This is a genomic window from Bradyrhizobium sp. 160 (assembly GCF_023073735.1).
Taxonomy (GTDB): Bacteria; Pseudomonadota; Alphaproteobacteria; order Rhizobiales; family Xanthobacteraceae; genus Bradyrhizobium.
Window position 1 is genome coordinate 13918 of sequence record NZ_JADPKD010000065.1, and the last position, 17292, is coordinate 31209.

Here is a 17292-nt window from a genome sequence, read left to right on the forward strand (position 1 = left end):
ATTGGGTTCTCCAGGCACCAAGAATTTGGTCGGGTTTTCGGCAAACGACTCGTCGATGAAGCTTTGGGAGAGCTCGATCCTCAGGTCATATTTGGGAGGCCCTGGGCGAGCGTAGGCATAACCGGGTTTCTTGCCGATCGGCGGGCCACATTCTCGGCCGGACAAGCGCGTATCGTCGGCCTTCCACCGGACGGCGCAGCTCGGCTTCTCGGTCTAAATGCGCCGTTGCAATAAATTATTGTAATTACGCAACGGAGTTTTAGTGAGGTGCTCAGCATAATACTATTGACGTTGAACGGCATTATACTATTGTATTCGCACGACATCAAATTATCGGAACCTCGCGAGCTGGAACATGCCCTTCCTCCACGAAAAACTCGCCCAGTCCCTCACCGAGCTGAAGACCCTCAGCAACGGCGGAAAGCGACGAATCTTCCGGAGCGACGAACTTTCGCGCACCCACCGCGAACGGCTGGTGGAGGCCGGGTTCCTGAAGGAGATCATCAAAGGATGGGTGCTGATGCCGCGACCCGAGGAGCGGTTGGGCGACCGCACGTCCTGGTACTCGTCGTTCTGGGAGTTTTGCCGCGCCTACTGCAACGAGCGCTTCAAGAGTGACTGGGTCCTCTCGGCAGAAAGTTCAATCCCGCTACTTGCAGAAAATCTTAACGTTCCGAAGCAGGTCGTGATCGCGGCACCGACCGCCAATAACCAAACCCAGCCCCTCCTCCATGGCACCTCCCTCTATCTGTACAAGGCGACCAAACTGCCGGTGACCCCGGTCGAGACCGCCGGGGTTCAGACCTTTCCGGCGCCGCAGGCGATCTGCGCTGCCGCGCCAGCTTTCTGGCAGACGCAGAAGAACGACGTCATCGCCCTGCTCGGTTCGCAGAGGAATGCCAGTGCAATCCTAAAAGTCCTCCTGGAAGGCGGACATGCGGCCGTGGCGGGGCGCATCGCCGGGGCGTACCGACTGCTGGGTAACACGCGGGCCGCCGACGATATCGTCACCGCGATGACGGCGGGCGGGCACGATGTCAGGGAAGATGCCGATCCATTCAAGGCGCCGGTACCGATGCAGCTTCCAAGCCGGGCCACGCCACCAATCATGACGCGAATCCGTCTCATGTGGGCGGAGATGCGCGAAAAGGTGTTAGCAAATTTCAAGCTTGAGCCGCGGCGTATCAACGATCATGACGGATATCTGGCCGCGATCGACGAACGGTACACCTCGGACGCGTACCACTCGCTTTCTATCGAAGGCTACTCGGTCACGGAGGAACTGATCGAGAAGGTCAAGACCGGGAAATGGGATCCCAACGGCAGCGATGGAGATCGCAAACAAAGGGATGCAATGGCCGCGAAGGGCTACTGGGATGCGTTCCAGCTGGTCCGTGGCGCGGTCGCCCGCGTGCTCAACGGCGAGGACGCCGCCGAGATCGCCGATCGGGAGCACCTCGACTGGTACCGGGCCCTCTTTCAGCCCTCAGTTCAAGCCGGCATCATCAAGCCCGAAAACCTCGCCGGCTATCGAACTCACTTCGTTTTCATCAGGAACTCGGGACACACACCGGTCGCTTGGGAATCGGTACCTGACGCCATGGAGGCTTTTCTTGATTGCCTGAAGGAGGAGAAGGATCCGCGCGTGAGAGCTGTGCTCGGACAGTTCGTATTCACCTTCATACACCCTCTTCCAGACGGCAATGGCCGAACGGGCCGCTTCCTCATGAATGTCATGATGGCATCGGGAGGACTGCCTTGGACAATCATTCCCGTCGGCAGACGCGACGAATACATGCGGGCACTCGAGAGCGCGAGCGTACAAGGTGATGTTGGTCCCTTCGCCGCATTCCTGGCAGACTGTTGTCGTCGTGAACCGCCTCCGCCCCGGCAGAGCCTTCCGGGAGAACTCCAAGCACTGGCGGACCTCGGTTGAGGATCGCGCCGGACGCGGGCCCGGCAAAAGCCGTGTCACCAAATCGCGCGCGCAAGTTGCGAGCCATCGCACGGCGAGATGCCGCCGTAACCGGCACCCGTGGGCTAACCTCGGAGCGCGCGCGATCATGATCGGGATTACCACATGATGATGATCAGCGATCAAGCTGACCAGCACCGATCCCGATCGGCGTGATTCCGATCATCATCCTCGGCGGCATCAGCATGCCGATGTCCAGGAGCAGCAGCAGCACGCCATTCCTCTGTCAGCCTCAGAACGGACGGTGGGAGGCCGTTCTCGGCTGCAAGGTCGAGGTGCTGACCAAGGGCTTTCTTTCTCTCGACCCGCGCGGCAGCGCGCGGATGCCGAACAACAGTTCGGCGATGGTGACGCTGGAGAAAAACAGCGTCTCGGCCGCCTGGGCGTCGAGCCAATCACGGACCGATGGATGCGGTTCGGGCTTCATCGCCTCGGAGACCACATTGGTATCGAGCAGGATCATTCGAAGCGCATCGGCTCAGCGGGACGCGCGTCGCGGCCATATTCAAGTGCCTCGACATCGGCATTGGTGAGGCCGATCTTCCGGCTCATCTCCGAAAGGGCGGTGCAGAGCCGCAGCCGGCCCTCGGGACGCACGGCGGCCTCCAGAATGGCGCGCATTTCCGCTTCCGCGCTGCGATTGTGCTGCGCCGCGCGGACTTTCCCCTTGTGGCAGCACCATTCTCAAGCGCGATCGTGCTGCACGACCGGGTCCACGAAGGTGATATGCAACGTGATCGGCCCTCTGGAACCGTCGAGCAACACGCGAAGCCTGCTGCGCGTAGCACCGAACCCGAGAACGACTCCTTGCTTGCCGCTCAGACGCGGTCCAGCCGCTTCGCAAACGACTACACGCTCACCCACGGTCCAGTCGTGGAGCGTACTTTCACTGGCGCATGCCACTTTGAGTGTCCCAGGACTTTACCCGTCCCAATTCCAACCACGCCGAAAGAGACGATCTGCACATCGGGTCCCTCCGGTCCGACACGCCTCGAAATGCTGCAAGACTCGCATAATCGCGGCCCGACGCCTAGTCGAATTATGTGTATGGCGAGCTCTGCCTGGCGGTTCAGGGCCGGACTGGATCCACCAGTTGGAGTACGAACCTCCCGAATGCTGGTCTACTTTGAATTGGAGGATCCTTTTTGCAGTGGCGTTTATCAATTGGTCTAGGAGGGCCTAACGGGCGCTCTCAGGGCAATGAGCGTTCTGTCCACCGTCGCGACGATATCCGCGACCGTGCTGTGGTCGGCATCGCGGTGGTGCTGTTCACGACGCATGACCATTCGGAGGTTGAGGACGATGACTGCCACAAAACTCTCGCGACCCTTCCGTGAAAGAAATGCTCTCGAGCACCTGGGACCGGGAGCTGGCGAAAGATCTTGCCCAGGAAGTCGAGATCTGCACAGGCGACCGCGCGAAACGTTCGCCGAGATGCGCCGCTTCCTTGCCGTCAAGGGCTACCGGGAATTTCTGCCGGCCGCAGAAGGCTCGCGTAAAAAATCGTCGAAGACGCGCTGAACTTGGTCGCTCACGCGATACGCTCCTACGCGCTCGGGAGGCCGGCTCTATCCGCCACGCCTTCCGGAGCGCAGCCTTCCAGGACGCGCTCCGCGCCCTCGCCATCCGCTGCGTTCGGCGGCTGGTCGGCCAGCCGGCGCTCGTGGCCAGCGAATTCGCAAGCGGGCAAGGACAAGGAGATCTTCGGCGAGGGCCCACCGCATCGCGGCCGAAGCGATCCTCAAGACCACGGTGCGCCTGGTAAACCGGGCGAGCCCGGACAAGGCGGCCAATACAGACATTCAGGTCGCGCGCAAGCTCTGGGTCCTGACGGCCGGCGAGCTGAAGCACGCGGAGGACCACATGCTGCTGCTCGGCCGCAAGAACGCCATGGAGGGTCGCGACCTTCCTGCTCGAGACGGACATCCCGCACCGCGGCCGCCGGCCTGATGGCCGTCCGAGTGCCACCGTGACATCGGCGACTATTTCGGCCTCATCCTGGAGACGGTCTCGCGAGCCCTGTCAGAGCTTCACGCCCAAGGCCTTCTCGGCTTCTCCGGAGCGCGCCAGATCGTGCTGCGCAATCGCCAGCATTTGCCGGACATGGAGGTCGGACTCCCGCCACGCCGCCGGTCCGTTCAGTTGCGCCGCCTTCGATTGGGAACAACGCCCCCCACGCAGTGACACAACCTGCCGTCATAACAAACCTGGTCAACCCTCTATGAACGACGACAGGGATGCTCTCCCATTCACTGGAAGTCCGCCGCACCTCGTGCGGAAGGCTACCCCTTTACGGCTTAGCCGGGGCCTCTTGCGGCGGCTCGTCGTCGGCAATTGCCCGCCACGCTGCGCCGTCGAAGTCGTCATACTGACCGCTCCGAAGTGACCAGAGGAAGGCGACGAGGCCTGCACCTCCGAGTGCCAGCGCCAGCGGGACTAGGATCACCAGGATTTCCATCACGCAATCTCCCGCGACGCGCTACGCCCCCGTAGCGAATTCAGCATGACCAGGATCGACGAGCCGCTCATCGCGGCTGCTGCGATCAGGGGCGTCACGACGCCGCTGATCGCGATCGGCACCGCCAGGACATTATAAGCGATCGCGAGCCAGAGGTTTTGCCGCATCAGGCGCAGCGCCTTGCGCGCGGAATCGATGGCCGCGACCACCGGCGCCAGCGGCCGGCTGAGGAAGATGAGATCGGCGGTCGCCTGGCTGAGATGCGCGGCCGAGATCGGCGACATCGAGACATGAGCGGCCGCTAGCGACGGCGCATCGTTCATGCCGTCGCCGACCATCAGCACCTTGGCGCCGCGCCGCTTCAATTCCTCGATCCGCGCGATCTTGTCGGCGGGCGTGACGCCGGCGCGCCACTCGGGAACGCCGAGAGAATAGGCCGCCGCCCTCACCGCCGGCTCGCGATCGCCGGAGAGAATTTCGACGCCGATGTTGCGCGCCTTCAGCGCCGCGATCACGGCTTGCGCATCCGGGCGGAGGCCCTGACGCACCGAAAGGATGAATTTTTCGGCCCCCTTGCAGAAAGCCACGCGGGAGGCTTCCGGATCTAGATCGGCACCGTCGCCGACCAAGGCATCGGCGCCGCAGAACGACGGACGGCCGAGACGAATCTCGACGCCGTCGACCGTTACCCGCACGCCCTGCCCGGCCTCCTCGATTGCACCCACGATCGGCGATTTGGCGACGGCGGCCTGCGCGACCGCGGCGGCCACCGGATGATGGCTCGACAGTGCAAGTCGACCGGCGAGGTCGAACATGTCCGCGGGGATGTCGGCCGCATTCGTCACCTCTAGATCCGGCAGGGTGAGCGTGCCGGTCTTGTCGAAGATGACATGATCGGCTTCGGCCAGCCGCTCGATGACGTCGCCGGAATTGAGCAGCACGCCGGATTTGAACATGGCGCCGGAAGCGACCGTCTGCACCGTGGGAATCGCAAGGCCGAGCGCGCAGGGACAGGTGATGATCAAGACAGCAACGCCTGTCACGATCGCATCATGCCAGCCCGCACCGGCGATGATCCAGCCGAGGATGGTGAAGAGCGCAGTTGCATGCACCACCGGCGCGTAGAGCCGCGAGGCGCGGTCGGCGAGCCGCATGTAGCGCGAGCGGGCCTGGAGCGCATTGTCGAGAAGCCGCGAGATCTCCGCGAGCAGCGTCGCCTCTGAGGCCGCCGAGACCCGCACCCGCAACGTGCCCGAGATGTTCATCGATCCCGCATAGACCGGCGTGCCCTGCTCGGCGGTGACATAGAGCGTCTCGCCGGTGATCAGGCTCTGGTCAATCTCGGAGCGCCCCTCGATCACGGTGCCGTCGACCGCGCAGCGCTCGCCGGGCCGCAACAGCAAGATATCGCCGGGATGAATCGCCGCCACCGGCACCTGCGAAATTTCATCGGGGCCGACGAACTTCGCCGCGGTCTCCGCCTTCAGCGCGGCGAGATTGCCCGCGACCGCGCGGGTCCGCCGCCGCATGTTCTGGTCGAGGAAGCGGCCGACCAAAAGAAACGTGAGCAGCATGATCGCCGCGTCGAAATAGGCGTGCTCGGCGTGGTGGATGGTCTCGACCACGGACATGCCCAGCGCGAGGCACACGCCGATCGAGATCGGCACGTCCATGTTGGTGGTCTTGTGCGACAGCGCGCGCCTGGCCGAACGGAAGAACGGCTGGCCGGCATAGGCTGCCGCCGGCAGCGCGATCAGCGCCGACAGCCAGTGGAAGAAGTCGCGCTGCTCCGGCAACATGTCCGAGACATTGCCGGACCACACCGGGATCGACAGCATCATCACGTTCATGGTGGCGAACGCGGCGACGCCGAGACAGCGCAGCAGGAAGCGCGATTCGGCAACTTCAGTCGCCTCCGCCCTCGCGGTCTCGTAAGGGTAGGCCTTGTAGCCGAGCTCTTCGAGCCGATCGATGAGACGGCTTGGGTCGAGCGTGCCCTGCTTCCATTCCAGCGCGACGCGCCGGTCGGTGAGGTTCACCCGCGCCAGCGTGACGTCGGGAATCGCCGACAGTCCGCGCTCGATCCTGGCCATGCATCCGGCGCAGTGAACGCCGTCGACGGCGAGATCGATGTGCTGGACGCCTTCGCCCGCGGTCCGGACGTAGTACGAAAAGTCCCGCGTGATCTGCATGGCGAAATCCTTCAGTTCAGAATCACGCGGTTGCGTGACAGGAAGACGCGCGTCCCCCGCGCCTCACCCGCGATCACCAGGTCCCACTGGCCCGGCGCGAGGGACGCGGCATCGCCGCGATAGAGGCCGATGCCCGCCTCGGTGAGCTCGACGGCGAGATCAGCGCGCTTGTCGGTCGGCCGCTCCAGGCGTCCGCCGAACCTCAACCCGCTCACCGGCTGCCCGGCAGCGTCGCGCGCTTCGACCTGGAGCACGGCATTGCCATCGGCGCGCCGCTCGATATGAGCGTTAACCTGCCATTTGCGCGCGGCTTGATCCTGCGCCGCCGAGATCTCGCGGTCATAAGTGAGGCCTGCGGCATAGGGGCTGTCGACGTCGGTGCCGGGCAGCGTCGCGATCGCGAGCTTCATCATGGTGACGTTGACGCCGATCACGACGCCGAAGAAGGCGACCAGCATCAGGAACACCTTGGTCCCGGTGAGCGGCTTGGATGCCATGGGTGTCTCCTGGACTTACGGCGCGACGAAATTGTCGGTGGCGGATGCGGCCTCGCCGAGCCCGATATCGGTGACGTGGAAGCGGACGAGAATCGACTTCTCCGGATTGCTCTGCGCCGGCGCGGTCACGAGCATGCGCAGCTCGCTGGTGGAGTCGCGGGGGATCACGATCATCGGCCGGTCCGGCGTCACGGAGTCGACGCCGATGACGTGAATGGTCGCGTTGACCGGGCCGTTGGCGTCGATGGCGATGACGCGGTCATAGCCGCTCTTGTTCAGCAGCCGGACCGTGTAGGCGTTGCGGATCGAGCCGTCGCTGAGCCTGACCGCGACCGGATTGCGGTCGTGCAGCACGTTGACGTCGAGCAGGCTGCGGGTCGCGAGGGTGTAGATCATGATGCCGCCGACGCCCGCGATGATCGCGCTGTAGGCGACCGTGCGGGGCCGGACGATGCGGTAGACCGGCGCCTTGCCTTCCTGGCGGCGATGGATGTTGATGTCGTTGTCGTAGCCGATCAGCCGCTTCGGCCGGCCGATCTTGGCCATCACGTTGTCGCAGGCGTCGATGCAGAGCCCGCACTGGATGCATTCCATCTGCGGTCCGTTGCGGATGTCGATGCCGGTGGGGCAAACCGCGACGCACTGGTAGCAGTTGATGCAATCTCCGACCTGCTCGCCGAGCGCACGCAGCTCGGCGGCCTTCTTGACCGAGGTACGCTTCTCGCCGCGATCGTAGCGGTAGGTGACGTTGAGCGCCCATTCGTCGGTGAGCGCCGCCTGGATCCGCGGCCAGGGGCACATATAGACGCAGACCTGCTCGCGCATGAATCCGGCGAGCACATTGGTCGTCGCGGTGAGGATGCCGATCCAGGCGTAGGCGATCATCGGCGCCTGAAAGGTGACGAGCTCCTTCACCAGCGTCGGCGCGTCGTTGAAGTAGAGCACCCAGGCGCCGCCGGTCCACCAGGCAATCAGGAGGCAGATCGAATGCTTGAGCACGATCTCCAAGATGCGCTCGAGCCTCATCGGATCGGACGATTTGTCCTTCTTCATCCGCTCGCGCCGATCGCCTTGGATCAGGCGCTCGACAGCGTAGAACAGGTCGGTCCAGACCGTCTGCGGACAGAGATAGCCGCACCAGATGCGGCCGCCGACCGAGTTCATCAGGAACAACGCCACCGCGGCGACGATCAACAGGCCCGTGAAGTAGTAGACCTCCTGCGGCCACAGCTCGATGAAGAAGAAGTAGAAGCGGCTGTTGGGCAGATCGATCAGCACCGCCTGGCTGGGGGCGCCGAGACCGCGGTTCCAGCGCACGAAGGGCAGCAAGTAGTAGAAGCCGAGGCAGAACGCCATCAGGCCCCATTTGATCCGGCGGAACGTGCCGGAGACGCTCTGGGGATAGACCTTCTTCCGGGCAGCGTAGAGCGGCCCGTAATCGTCGTCCGATGTGAGTTCGTTCGGGCTCACGATCTTGTTCATCGCCTGGTACTTTTTGACAGGTGCGATTAAACCTAGACCCGACGCGGCGCCGTCCATTGATCCAGCGCAAACGGGGGCGTTTTGTTCGCCCCCGTCTTCCGTCAATGGGCTATTTTCCACCGCCCAGCGAGTGGACATAGACCGCCATGGCCTTGATGGTGGCCGGATCGAGCCGCCCCTCCCAGGCCGGCATGACGCCGCCGCGGCCGAGGCTGATGGTTTCGATCAGGCTCGCCTCGTCCGAGCCATAGAGCCAGATCTTGTCGGTGAGATTCGGCGCGCCCATCTCGGGGTTGCCCTTTCCGCCGTCGCCATGGCAGGCGACGCAATTCTCCGCGAAGATCTTTTCGCCCTTCGCCGCGTCGTAGCCCTTGCGGGTCGACAAGCCCGATACCGACCGCACGTAATTGGCGACCGTGACGATCTCGTCGCCCTTCAGCACGCCGTCCTTGCCGAAGGCGAGCATTTGGCCCTCATGCGCCTTGGCGTGACCGGAACGCGCGCCGAACTGGATGGTCTGCATGATCTGGTCGAGCGTGCCGCCCCACAGCCAGTCGTCGTCGTTCAGGTTCGGATAGCCTTTCGCGCCGGCGCCGCCGCTGCCGTGACACGGTGCGCAATTGTCGCCGAACACTGTTTTCCCCTTGGCGCGGGCAAGCGCCAGCAAGGCCGGATCCTTTTCGATGTCGGCGAGTGAGGCCGCGCCGAGCGCCACCATCTTGTCGCCGCGGATCTTCTCGAGATTGGCGAGCTCGACTGCGACGTCGGCGCGGGACGAGTATCCGAACATGCCCGTGGTGTTGCTGGAGATCAGCGGCCAGGCCGGATAGACGAGCCAGTAGCCGATCGCCCAGACGATGGTGAGGTAGAAGGTGACTACCCACCAGCGCGGCAGCGGCGTGTTGAGCTCCTTGATGCCGTCCCACTCGTGCCCGGTCGTGGACCTGCCGGTGACGGAATCGATGTCGCTATGATGATCGGTCATGATCTCTCACTCCTCCCGCAACGGCAGGTGTGCCGCTTCGTCGAAAGCGGGCTTGTTGCGAGGCCACAATGCGTAGGCGATGATCGCGAGAAAGATCGCGATGAAGACCGGCGTCCAGATCGTGGTCACGAGACCGGACGCAAGATTGTCGAGTGTCAGGATGGCTTTCATCGTTGATGCCTTCTCAGCGAAAATTGGCTTTCTCGTTGTAGATCTTGAAGTCGACCAGCGTGCCGAGCATCTGCAAATATGCGATCAGCGCGTCCATCTCGGTCGGCGTGCCGGTCTTGCCGTCGAAATTGCGCACGACGGCCTTGGCGTAGCGCTTGCTGAAGGCATCGCTGCCGCTGTTCGGATCGGCCTGGGCCTTCATATCGGCGCCGGCGCTCGCGATCTGATCGTCGGTGTAGGGCACCCCGACGGTTCTCAGCGTACGCATGTGGTCGGCGATCATGTCGGGATCGACCTCTGTCTGACTGAGGAACGGATAGCCCGGCATCACCGACTTCGGCACGATCGCGCGCGGGTTGGTCAGATGGGTGACGTGCCAGTCGTCGGAATATTTGGCGCCGACGCGAGCAAGGTCGGGACCGGTGCGCTTGGAGCCCCACTGGAACGGGTGGTCGAACATGCTCTCGGCGGCGAGCGAGAAGTGGCCGTAGCGCTCGACCTCGTCGCGCAGGGGGCGGATCATCTGCGAGTGGCAGAGATAACAGCCTTCGCGGACGTAGACGTTGCGGCCTGCGAGCTCCAGTGGCGTATAGGGCCTGACACCGTCGACCGCCTCGATCGTGCTCTTGAGGTAGAACAGCGGCGTGATCTCGACGAGACCGCCGATCGCGATCACGAGCAGGATGCCGACGATCAGGATGATCGAGTTCTTTTCGAAGACTTGATGGCGTGTCCAGAACGACATGGAAAACTCCTCATTCCGCCGGCTGAAGAGCGAGGGGCCTCTGGACTTCCGCTTCGCCGACGCGAACCGTCATCCAGAGATTGTAGGCCATGATCAGCGCGCCGATCAGGAACAGGCCGCCGCCGGCGGCGCGGATGATGTAGAAGGGATGCATCGCCTCGACCGTCTCAATGAAGGAATATTCGAGGAAGCCGAGCGAGGTGTAGGCGCGCCACATCAGACCCTGGACGATGCCCGACACCCACATCGCCGAGATGTAGAGAACGATGCCGAGGGTTGCGATCCAGAAGTGCCAGTTGACGAGTTTCAGGCTGTAGAGCCCCTTGCGATTCCACGCCCATGGTACCAGGCAGTAGAGCGCGCCGAAGGAAACGAAGCCGACCCAGCCGAGCGCGCCGGAATGCACGTGGCCGATGGTCCAGTCGGTGTAATGGCTGAGCGAGTTGACCACCTTGATCGACATCATCGGGCCTTCGAAGGTCGACATGCCGTAGAAGGCGACGGAGACGACGAGCATGCGCAGCACAGGGTCGGTGCGCAGCTTGTCCCAGGCGCCCGACAGCGTCATAAGGCCGTTGATCATGCCGCCCCAGGAGGGCATCCACAGCATGATCGAGAAGGTCATGCCCAGCGTCTGCGTCCAGTCCGGCAGCGCCGTATAGTGCAGATGGTGGGGACCTGCCCAGATGTAGAGGAAGATCAGCGCCCAGAAGTGGATGATCGACAGCCGATAGGAATAGATCGGCCGCTCGGCGCGCTTCGGGATGAAGTAGTACATGATGGCGAGGAAGCCGGCGGTCAGGAAGAAGCCGACCGCGTTGTGGCCGTACCACCACTGGAACATGGCGTCCTGGATGCCGCCCCAGGCGACGTAGGATTTGGAGCCAAACACCGAAACCGGGAGGGCCGGATTGTTGCCGAGATGCAGGACCGCGATCGTCACGATGAAGGCGAGATAGAACCAGTTTGCGACGAAGATGTGCGGTTCCTTGCGCTTGATGATAGTGGCAAGGAAGACCAGCAGATAGGCGACCCAGACGATGGTCAGCCAGAGGTCGGCATACCATTCCGGCTCGGCATATTCCTTCGACTGGGTGACGCCGAGCAGATAGCCGGTGCCGGCGATCAGGATGAAGAAATTGTAGCCGATCACGACGAACCAGGGCGCGAGGTCGCCGGCCAAGCGCACGCGGCAGCTCTTCTGGACGACGTAGAAGGACGTCGCGATCAGCACGTTGCCGCCGAAGGCGAAGATCACGGCGGAGGTGTGCAGAGGACGCAGACGGCCGAAGCTGGTCCAGGGCAGATCGAAGTTCAGCGCCGGCCAGGCCAATTGCGAGGCGATGATCAGGCCGACGAGGAAGCCCGCGATGCCCCAGAACATCGCCATGAAGGAGGAAAACTTGATCGGGCCCATGTTGTAGTTGGGGCGGCCGTTGATCTCCGCCGGCGGCAATGCCGCCGGGCGATCGAAGTACCGGTTGATTATGCAGAACACCGCCGCCAGGCTCGCCGCCGCGCTGAGCGCAGCGTGGAAGGCGAAGGGCGCGTCGAGCGCCTTGGCCGAGGCGATCACGCAGAAGAAGGCGGTGACTGCGAACACGATAGCCAGGCCGCTTTCACCTGACGTCATGGATTTGGAGAGGGCGGGCTGGCTCATGCGGATTCTCTCAGAAAGAACACGTCGCCAGAAACCACATTCACCCTCGCGGGGAATTGATTGAAATCAAGCTAGCTGGATTTCCGTTGACGTGAGACCGATGCGGATCAGGGAGTAGTATCAATTGCTTGCGCACGGCACGGCGCACACCGCGAAGCATTGCCTCCGGGAGATCACGGAGCTTGAAATCGCGGGAATCAAGGCAGCTTCGTCAGTACCGCGCCGTCGCCTTGAGCGCCGCGATGACGTCCTCGCGGGCGATGATGCCGACCAGCTTCCTTGCGCCGTCGAGCACGATGATGCTCCTGATGCGATGCTCGACCATGATCTGGAGCACGCGCGTCAGCGTTGTGTCGGGGCTGACATAGATGAACTCGGGCATCATGACGTCGCCGATCTTGCGGCTCATCAGGTCGGGATAGCGCGGCAGCATCTGACTCGGCGTGAAGGCGAAACACTTCAGGATGTCGAATTTGGTGACGATGCCGACCACCTGCCCGTCATCCTCGACTGGATAGGAGTTGAAATCGTCGCGCTCGAACATCTCGCTGAGTTCGAGCAGGTCGAGATCGCACTGAGCCGTCCGTACGTTGCGTGTCATGTAGCCGCCGACGGTCTGTTCAAGAGACTTGTACACGGCGCGTCCTCCTGGATTGGTCTGGGTTCGCCGGCCGTCGGTGCGACAGGAACATGCAGCGGGCCGATTGCGTCATCAGATGATGCGTGGCGCCGCCGAGGATCAGCTCGCGGAAGCGCGAATGACCGTAGGCGCCGGCGACGATCAAGCCGGCGCCGATGTTATAGGCGATCTTCTCTAATTGCGCGGCGGCGGTTTGGTTTCTCGTGGCTTCCGGGATGCGCGCGATCGCAGCGAGGCCGTGGCGAGCGAGCCATGTGGCAACGTCCGTGACGCGCCCCATCGCGGCCGAGCCGTCGCCAGCGTATTCCGAAAGCTCGACGATGGTTATGTCCTTCGCGTTGCGCAGCCTCGGCAATGCATCGACAACCGCCCGCCGTGCCTCGGGCGTGTCCTTCCAGACTATGAGCACGCTACGCACATCGAGCCAGCTGACTCCGTCGGTTATCATCAGGAGCGGCCGGCCAGCCTGCATTACCAGATCCTTCAGGCTTGCAAGCGAAAAGGCATCGGAGAAAGCGGGCTATATCCGCCGCTGACGACGATGTCGGCGCACCGCACCTGCGCCAGGACAAACCGCCTGGGAAAATCCAGGGCGCTGCGCCATTCCGAGTGTCCGCCACGCGCCTTCGTCGCGGCGCGGATTGCGCCTCCAGCTCGGCAAGGCGTTCCTGACGGAAGCCTGCTCCCGATCGATCAGCCTAGGGCCTCGGCGCCATCTGCGAAATAGAGCGGCGGAGCGAACTGCGCCGCGGCAACGCCGACAATGGTCGCCTCGAACCGCTCGGCGAGTTCGCCCGCGACCTGAAGACGTGCCTCGTTGGGCTGATCGACCGCCAGGCTGACCACCACGGTCGGATATGTCATCGGGAGCCTCCGGGCAGTACGTTGCTGTGGAAATCTAGCCGCGCCGACGCAAGGCAGGATGAGGTAGATCAATTTTCGGCGCCCAGTTGGGAGAAATCCGCCGATCAGACATCCGAACTTGCCTCCGGTCCGGCCTTGGGCGAAATTGCCGCCACGGGACCCCTCCGCGGGAGAATGGGAGCAATAGCTTGTCGCTGAGCCGCGTAACGCATCCGCCAGAGGACGCTCGCGGCGAGCATTTCGGCGTCCGGATCGAAGGCTTTGGCGTCGGCACCTGGGATCTCGATCTCAGGATGCGCGAGCTGGAGTGGTCGGAAACCGCGAGAATGCTGCTCGGCATCGAACGGAATCAACCGGCGAGCTATGAACTCCTTCTCTCGCGCCTCGGTCCCGCGGACCGCGCGCGCCTGGAGAGCGCGATCGAGCATGTCGTCGACCACGGCGGCGGCTTCGACGTATCCTTCAGAGTTGCCAATGCCTCAGGCCTGGGGCGCTGGATTCGCGCCCGGGCAGGTCTCATCCGGGACGACGCCGGTGCCGCCCGCCATCTCAGCGGCATCTTTCTCGACGTCAACGAGGAGAAACAGGTTGAGGAGGCACTGCGCACCCGCGAGACTCACCTCCAGTCGATCCTCCAGACCATTCCCGATGCAATGATCGTCATCGACGGCCACGGCATCATCCAGCTCTTCAGCACGGCGGCCGAGCGCTTGTTCGGCTGGCCCGAGCAGGAGGCCATCGGCCAGAACGTCAGCATCCTGATGCCTGAGCCCGACTGCACCCGCCACGACGGCTACATCGCGCGCTACCGCACCACCGGAGATCCGCATATCATTGGCATCGGGCGTATCGTGACAGGCAAGCGCCGCGACGGAACCACCTTTCCGATGCATCTGGCGATCGGCGAGATGCAGTCGGGCGCCGAGCCTTATTTCACCGGATTCATCCGCGACCTCACCGAGCATCAACAGACCCAGGCGCGGCTCCAGGAATTGCAGTCCGAGCTCGTCCATGTCTCGCGGCTGACCGCGATGGGCGAGATGGCCTCTGCGCTCGCCCACGAGCTCAACCAGCCGCTGGCGGCGATCAGCAATTATATGAAGGGCTCGCGACGGCTGCTCGCCGGCAGCAGCGATCCGAACACACGGAAGATCGAAAGCGCGCTGGACCGCGCCGCCGAACAGGCGTTGCGCGCCGGCCAGATCATCCGGCGCTTACGCGACTTCGTGTCTCGCGGCGAGTCCGAGAAGCGGGTCGAGAGCCTGTCCAAGCTGATCGAGGAAGCCGGCGCGCTTGGGCTTGCCGGCGCCCGCGAGCAGAACGTGCAGCTCCGCTTCAATCTCGATCCGGACGCCGATCTCGTCCTCGCCGACCGGGTGCAGATCCAGCAAGTCCTGGTCAATCTGTTTCGCAATGCGCTGGAAGCGATGGCGCAGTCGCCGCGGCGCGAGCTCGTTATTGCCAACAGCCGCATCGCCGATGATGTGATCGAAGTGGAGGTGTCCGACAGCGGGTCCGGCTTCCAGGGCGACGTCATTTCAAACCTGTTTCAGACCTTCTTCACCACCAAGGAGACCGGCATGGGCGTGGGACTGTCCATCAGCCGCTCCATCATCGAGGCTCACGGCGGCCGCATGTGGGCCGAGAGCAACGCATCGGGTGGCGCAACATTCCGCTTCACCCTCCCGGCAGCCGACGAGAACTGATTCATGACAACCAAGGGACATGTCTACGTCATCGACGACGACGAGGCGATGCGGGACTCGCTGAACTTCCTGCTGGATTCCTGCGGCTTCGGCGTCACCCTATTCGACAATGCGCAAGGCTTCCTCGGCGCCCTGCCCGGCCTCGCCTTCGGCTGCGTGGTCTCGGACATCCGCATGCCGGGCGTTGACGGAATCGAGCTTCTCAAGTGCATGAAGGCGCAGCACAGTCCGTTCCCGATCGTGATCATGACCGGTCACGGCGACGTGCCGCTCGCAGTCGAAGCGATGAAGCTTGGTGCGGTCGACTTCCTGGAAAAGCCGTTCGAGGACGACCGCCTCGTCACCATGATCGAGGCCGCGATCCGCCGGGCCGAACCGGTCGCCAAGAACGAGGCTATCGCGCAGGATATGGCCGCCCGTGTGGCCTCGTTGAGCCCGCGCGAGCACCAGATCATGGAGGGGCTGATCGCAGGTCTCTCCAATAAGCTGATCGCCCGCGAATACGACATCAGCCCGCGCACGATCGAGGTCTACCGGGCCAATGTGATGACCAAGATGCAGGCCAACAGCCTCTCGGAACTGGTCCGGCTGGCGATGCGCGCCGGCATGCTGAAGGATTGAGGCAGGTCAAGGCACGTGTGCGGGCCTGTGGTAGCCACGCAGGCATGATCGAGATCGGCTCGCCCCATCAGCGGCCCCCAGGCGCATCGGCAAAGCCCACCGTCTACGTGGTCGACGACGATGCCGCTGTGCTGGGATCCCTGCGCTTCCTGCTGGAAACCGAGGGCTTTGCCGTGCGGACCTTCAGGAGCGCTCCGGCGCTGCTCAATGCGACGACCCCGCCCGGCGCGGACTGCTACGTGATCGACTACAAGATGCCTGACATCAATGGCATCGAGTTGGCCTGGCGGCTGCGCCAATCCGACGCCGACAGGCCCGTGATCCTGATCACCGGCTATCCCGACGGAAATATCTCGGTAAAGGCAGCGGCGGCAGGGATCACGGACGTGATTTTGAAGCCGCTCCTCGATGAAAACCTGGCGAAATGCATCCGCCAGGCCATCCAGGACAGGCGCGGCCACTGACCTACGGGATTCTCCGTAGGTAAACCTCCTTAAGATATCGCTCGAAATTTCCGGATCGCGCGATCCCGCGTACCAATGCACCATCACAACGGAGATGGCGCAGATGCTGACCCAGACGCTCAAGACCCAGGCGATTAAGACCCAAATCGGCGGTAAGATCGCTCCCGCGCGTTCCGTTGCCGAACAATTCGGCGCGATCGCCGGACATGCCGGCCTCGTTGCCACCGAGTTCTCTTATCGCAAGGACGAGGAGATCTATGGCGGGGATGAGCCCGCCGAATATGTCTATCAGATCGTCTCCGGCGCGGTGCGCAGCTACAAGCTGCTCTCCGACGGCCGCCGTCAGATCGGCGCGTTCCATCTTCCCGGTGACGTGTTCGGCCTCGAACCCGGCCAGACGCATCGCCTTGCGGCCGAAGCGATTATCGCTACCAGCGTACGCCTCGTGGAGCGAGCCAGCCTCGAAAGGTCCGCCAGCACCGACCTACAGGTCGCGCGCAAGCTCTGGGTCATGACGGCGGGCGAGCTGCGTCACGCCGAAGATCACATGTTGCTGCTGGGGCGCAAGACGGCGATGGAGCGTGTTGCAACCTTCCTGCTCGAAATGGATCGCCGCCTCGCCGTCGCCGGCATGATGGCACTGCCGATGTGTCGGCGCGATATCGGCGACTATCTCGGCCTCACGCTCGAGACCGTGTCGCGCGCGCTCTCGCAGCTTCACGCAAAGCGCATACTCGGCTTCTCCGGCGCCCGCCAGATCGTACTGCGCAACCGCCAGCGCCTGCACAATCTCGATGCCTGATCGCTTTCACCCGGCCGCGTTTCTCCTCTC

General features: G+C 63.4%; 14 protein-coding genes and 4 pseudogenes. 6 read left to right on the forward strand and 12 right to left on the reverse strand.

Annotated elements, in window-relative coordinates; translation table 11 throughout:
- Positions 1-355 precede the first annotated feature (355 nt).
- Entirely contained in the window at positions 356-1936 is a 1581-nt protein-coding gene (locus IVA98_RS27250; RefSeq protein WP_247355806.1) for a Fic family protein, read from the forward strand.
- Between the two features lie 328 nt (positions 1937-2264).
- Here IVA98_RS27250 and IVA98_RS27255 read toward each other — a convergent pair.
- Together IVA98_RS27255 and IVA98_RS27260 are read right to left on the reverse strand one after the other, a co-directional pair.
- Positions 2265-2438, reverse strand: a pseudogene (locus IVA98_RS27255) (PIN domain-containing protein); the annotation flags it as partial.
- A pseudogene (locus IVA98_RS27260) lies at positions 2435-2638 on the reverse strand (FitA-like ribbon-helix-helix domain-containing protein); the annotation flags it as partial. The pseudogenes IVA98_RS27260 and IVA98_RS27255, both read right to left, overlap by 4 nt.
- Positions 2639-3679: 1041 nt before the next feature.
- Between IVA98_RS27260 and IVA98_RS27265 the strand changes: the two are divergent.
- Positions 3680-4084, forward strand: a pseudogene (locus IVA98_RS27265) (Crp/Fnr family transcriptional regulator); the annotation flags it as partial.
- A 181-nt stretch (positions 4085-4265) separates the two neighbouring features.
- Here IVA98_RS27265 and ccoS read toward each other — a convergent pair.
- The 10 genes and pseudogenes from ccoS to IVA98_RS27315 form a co-directional block, all read right to left on the reverse strand.
- Positions 4266-4433 (reverse strand): cbb3-type cytochrome oxidase assembly protein CcoS, encoded by a 168-nt coding sequence (ccoS, locus tag IVA98_RS27270; RefSeq protein ID WP_247279006.1) that lies wholly within the window; start codon positions 4431-4433, stop codon positions 4266-4268.
- A complete protein-coding gene (locus IVA98_RS27275) occupies positions 4433-6625 on the reverse strand; it encodes a cation-translocating P-type ATPase (protein WP_247355807.1) in 2193 nt (730 codons plus the stop codon). The genes ccoS and IVA98_RS27275 overlap by 1 nt, the downstream gene beginning before the upstream one ends.
- Before the next feature lie 11 nt (positions 6626-6636).
- A complete protein-coding gene (locus tag IVA98_RS27280) occupies positions 6637-7122 on the reverse strand; it encodes a FixH family protein (protein WP_247278979.1) in 486 nt (161 codons plus the stop codon).
- 15 nt (positions 7123-7137) lie between these two features.
- Positions 7138-8604 carry a cytochrome c oxidase accessory protein CcoG gene (gene ccoG, locus IVA98_RS27285; RefSeq protein ID WP_247355808.1) on the reverse strand — a complete coding sequence of 489 codons (1467 nt, stop codon included), beginning with the start codon at positions 8602-8604 and terminating at the stop codon, positions 7138-7140.
- Between the two features lie 109 nt (positions 8605-8713).
- On the reverse strand, positions 8714-9589 hold the full coding sequence (ccoP, locus tag IVA98_RS27290) for a cytochrome-c oxidase, cbb3-type subunit III (protein ID WP_247302489.1): 876 nt from the start codon (positions 9587-9589) through the stop codon (positions 8714-8716).
- A 6-nt stretch (positions 9590-9595) separates the two neighbouring features.
- Positions 9596-9760, reverse strand: coding sequence for a cbb3-type cytochrome oxidase subunit 3 (locus IVA98_RS27295; RefSeq protein WP_247302487.1), 165 nt, complete (start codon positions 9758-9760; stop codon positions 9596-9598).
- Between the two features lie 13 nt (positions 9761-9773).
- Positions 9774-10505 (reverse strand): cytochrome-c oxidase, cbb3-type subunit II, encoded by a 732-nt coding sequence (gene ccoO, locus IVA98_RS27300; protein ID WP_247355809.1) that lies wholly within the window; start codon positions 10503-10505, stop codon positions 9774-9776.
- Between the two features lie 10 nt (positions 10506-10515).
- On the reverse strand, positions 10516-12165 hold the full coding sequence (ccoN, locus tag IVA98_RS27305; protein ID WP_247355810.1) for a cytochrome-c oxidase, cbb3-type subunit I: 1650 nt from the start codon (positions 12163-12165) through the stop codon (positions 10516-10518).
- A 211-nt stretch (positions 12166-12376) separates the two neighbouring features.
- Positions 12377-12802, reverse strand: a complete 426-nt coding sequence (locus tag IVA98_RS27310; RefSeq protein ID WP_247355811.1) for a CBS domain-containing protein — start codon at positions 12800-12802, stop codon at positions 12377-12379.
- Positions 12786-13669: pseudogene (locus tag IVA98_RS27315) on the reverse strand (putative universal stress family protein). The gene IVA98_RS27310 and the pseudogene IVA98_RS27315 overlap by 17 nt, the downstream one beginning before the upstream one ends.
- A gap of 188 nt (positions 13670-13857) precedes the next feature.
- Between IVA98_RS27315 and fixL the strand changes: the two are divergent.
- The 4 genes from fixL (at position 13858) to IVA98_RS27335 (ending at position 17262) form a co-directional block, all read left to right on the forward strand.
- Positions 13858-15375: a sensor protein FixL gene (gene fixL, locus IVA98_RS27320; protein WP_247302472.1), complete on the forward strand. Its 1518-nt coding sequence runs from the start codon at positions 13858-13860 to the stop codon at positions 15373-15375.
- A gap of 3 nt (positions 15376-15378) precedes the next feature.
- Complete coding sequence (gene fixJ / locus IVA98_RS27325) at positions 15379-15996, forward strand: response regulator FixJ (RefSeq protein ID WP_247342243.1); 618 nt, start codon at positions 15379-15381, stop codon at positions 15994-15996.
- Between the two features lie 44 nt (positions 15997-16040).
- Positions 16041-16460 carry a response regulator gene (locus IVA98_RS27330; protein ID WP_247355812.1) on the forward strand — a complete coding sequence of 140 codons (420 nt, stop codon included), beginning with the start codon at positions 16041-16043 and terminating at the stop codon, positions 16458-16460.
- Between the two features lie 103 nt (positions 16461-16563).
- Entirely contained in the window at positions 16564-17262 is a 699-nt protein-coding gene (locus IVA98_RS27335; protein ID WP_247355813.1) for a helix-turn-helix domain-containing protein, read from the forward strand.
- Positions 17263-17292 lie beyond the last annotated feature (30 nt).

Bases quoted from the DNA above. Each gene is read 5' to 3' on its own strand.
- ccoN (WP_247355810.1), bottom strand. From the start codon at position 12,165: ATGAGCCAGCCCGCCCTCTCCAAATCCATGACGTCAGGTGAAAGCGGC.
- IVA98_RS27335 (WP_247355813.1), top strand. From the start codon at position 16,564: ATGCTGACCCAGACGCTCAAGACCCAGGCGATTAAGACCCAAATCGGC.
- IVA98_RS27330 (WP_247355812.1), top strand. From the start codon at position 16,041: ATGATCGAGATCGGCTCGCCCCATCAGCGGCCCCCAGGCGCATCGGCA.
- IVA98_RS27275 (WP_247355807.1), bottom strand. From the start codon at position 6,625: ATGCAGATCACGCGGGACTTTTCGTACTACGTCCGGACCGCGGGCGAA.
- ccoP (WP_247302489.1), bottom strand. From the start codon at position 9,589: ATGACCGATCATCATAGCGACATCGATTCCGTCACCGGCAGGTCCACG.
- ccoG (WP_247355808.1), bottom strand. From the start codon at position 8,604: ATGAACAAGATCGTGAGCCCGAACGAACTCACATCGGACGACGATTAC.
- ccoO (WP_247355809.1), bottom strand. From the start codon at position 10,505: ATGTCGTTCTGGACACGCCATCAAGTCTTCGAAAAGAACTCGATCATC.
- IVA98_RS27295 (WP_247302487.1), bottom strand. From the start codon at position 9,760: ATGAAAGCCATCCTGACACTCGACAATCTTGCGTCCGGTCTCGTGACC.
- fixJ (WP_247342243.1), top strand. From the start codon at position 15,379: ATGACAACCAAGGGACATGTCTACGTCATCGACGACGACGAGGCGATG.
- IVA98_RS27250 (WP_247355806.1), top strand. From the start codon at position 356: ATGCCCTTCCTCCACGAAAAACTCGCCCAGTCCCTCACCGAGCTGAAG.
- IVA98_RS27280 (WP_247278979.1), bottom strand. From the start codon at position 7,122: ATGGCATCCAAGCCGCTCACCGGGACCAAGGTGTTCCTGATGCTGGTC.
- ccoS (WP_247279006.1), bottom strand. From the start codon at position 4,433: ATGGAAATCCTGGTGATCCTAGTCCCGCTGGCGCTGGCACTCGGAGGT.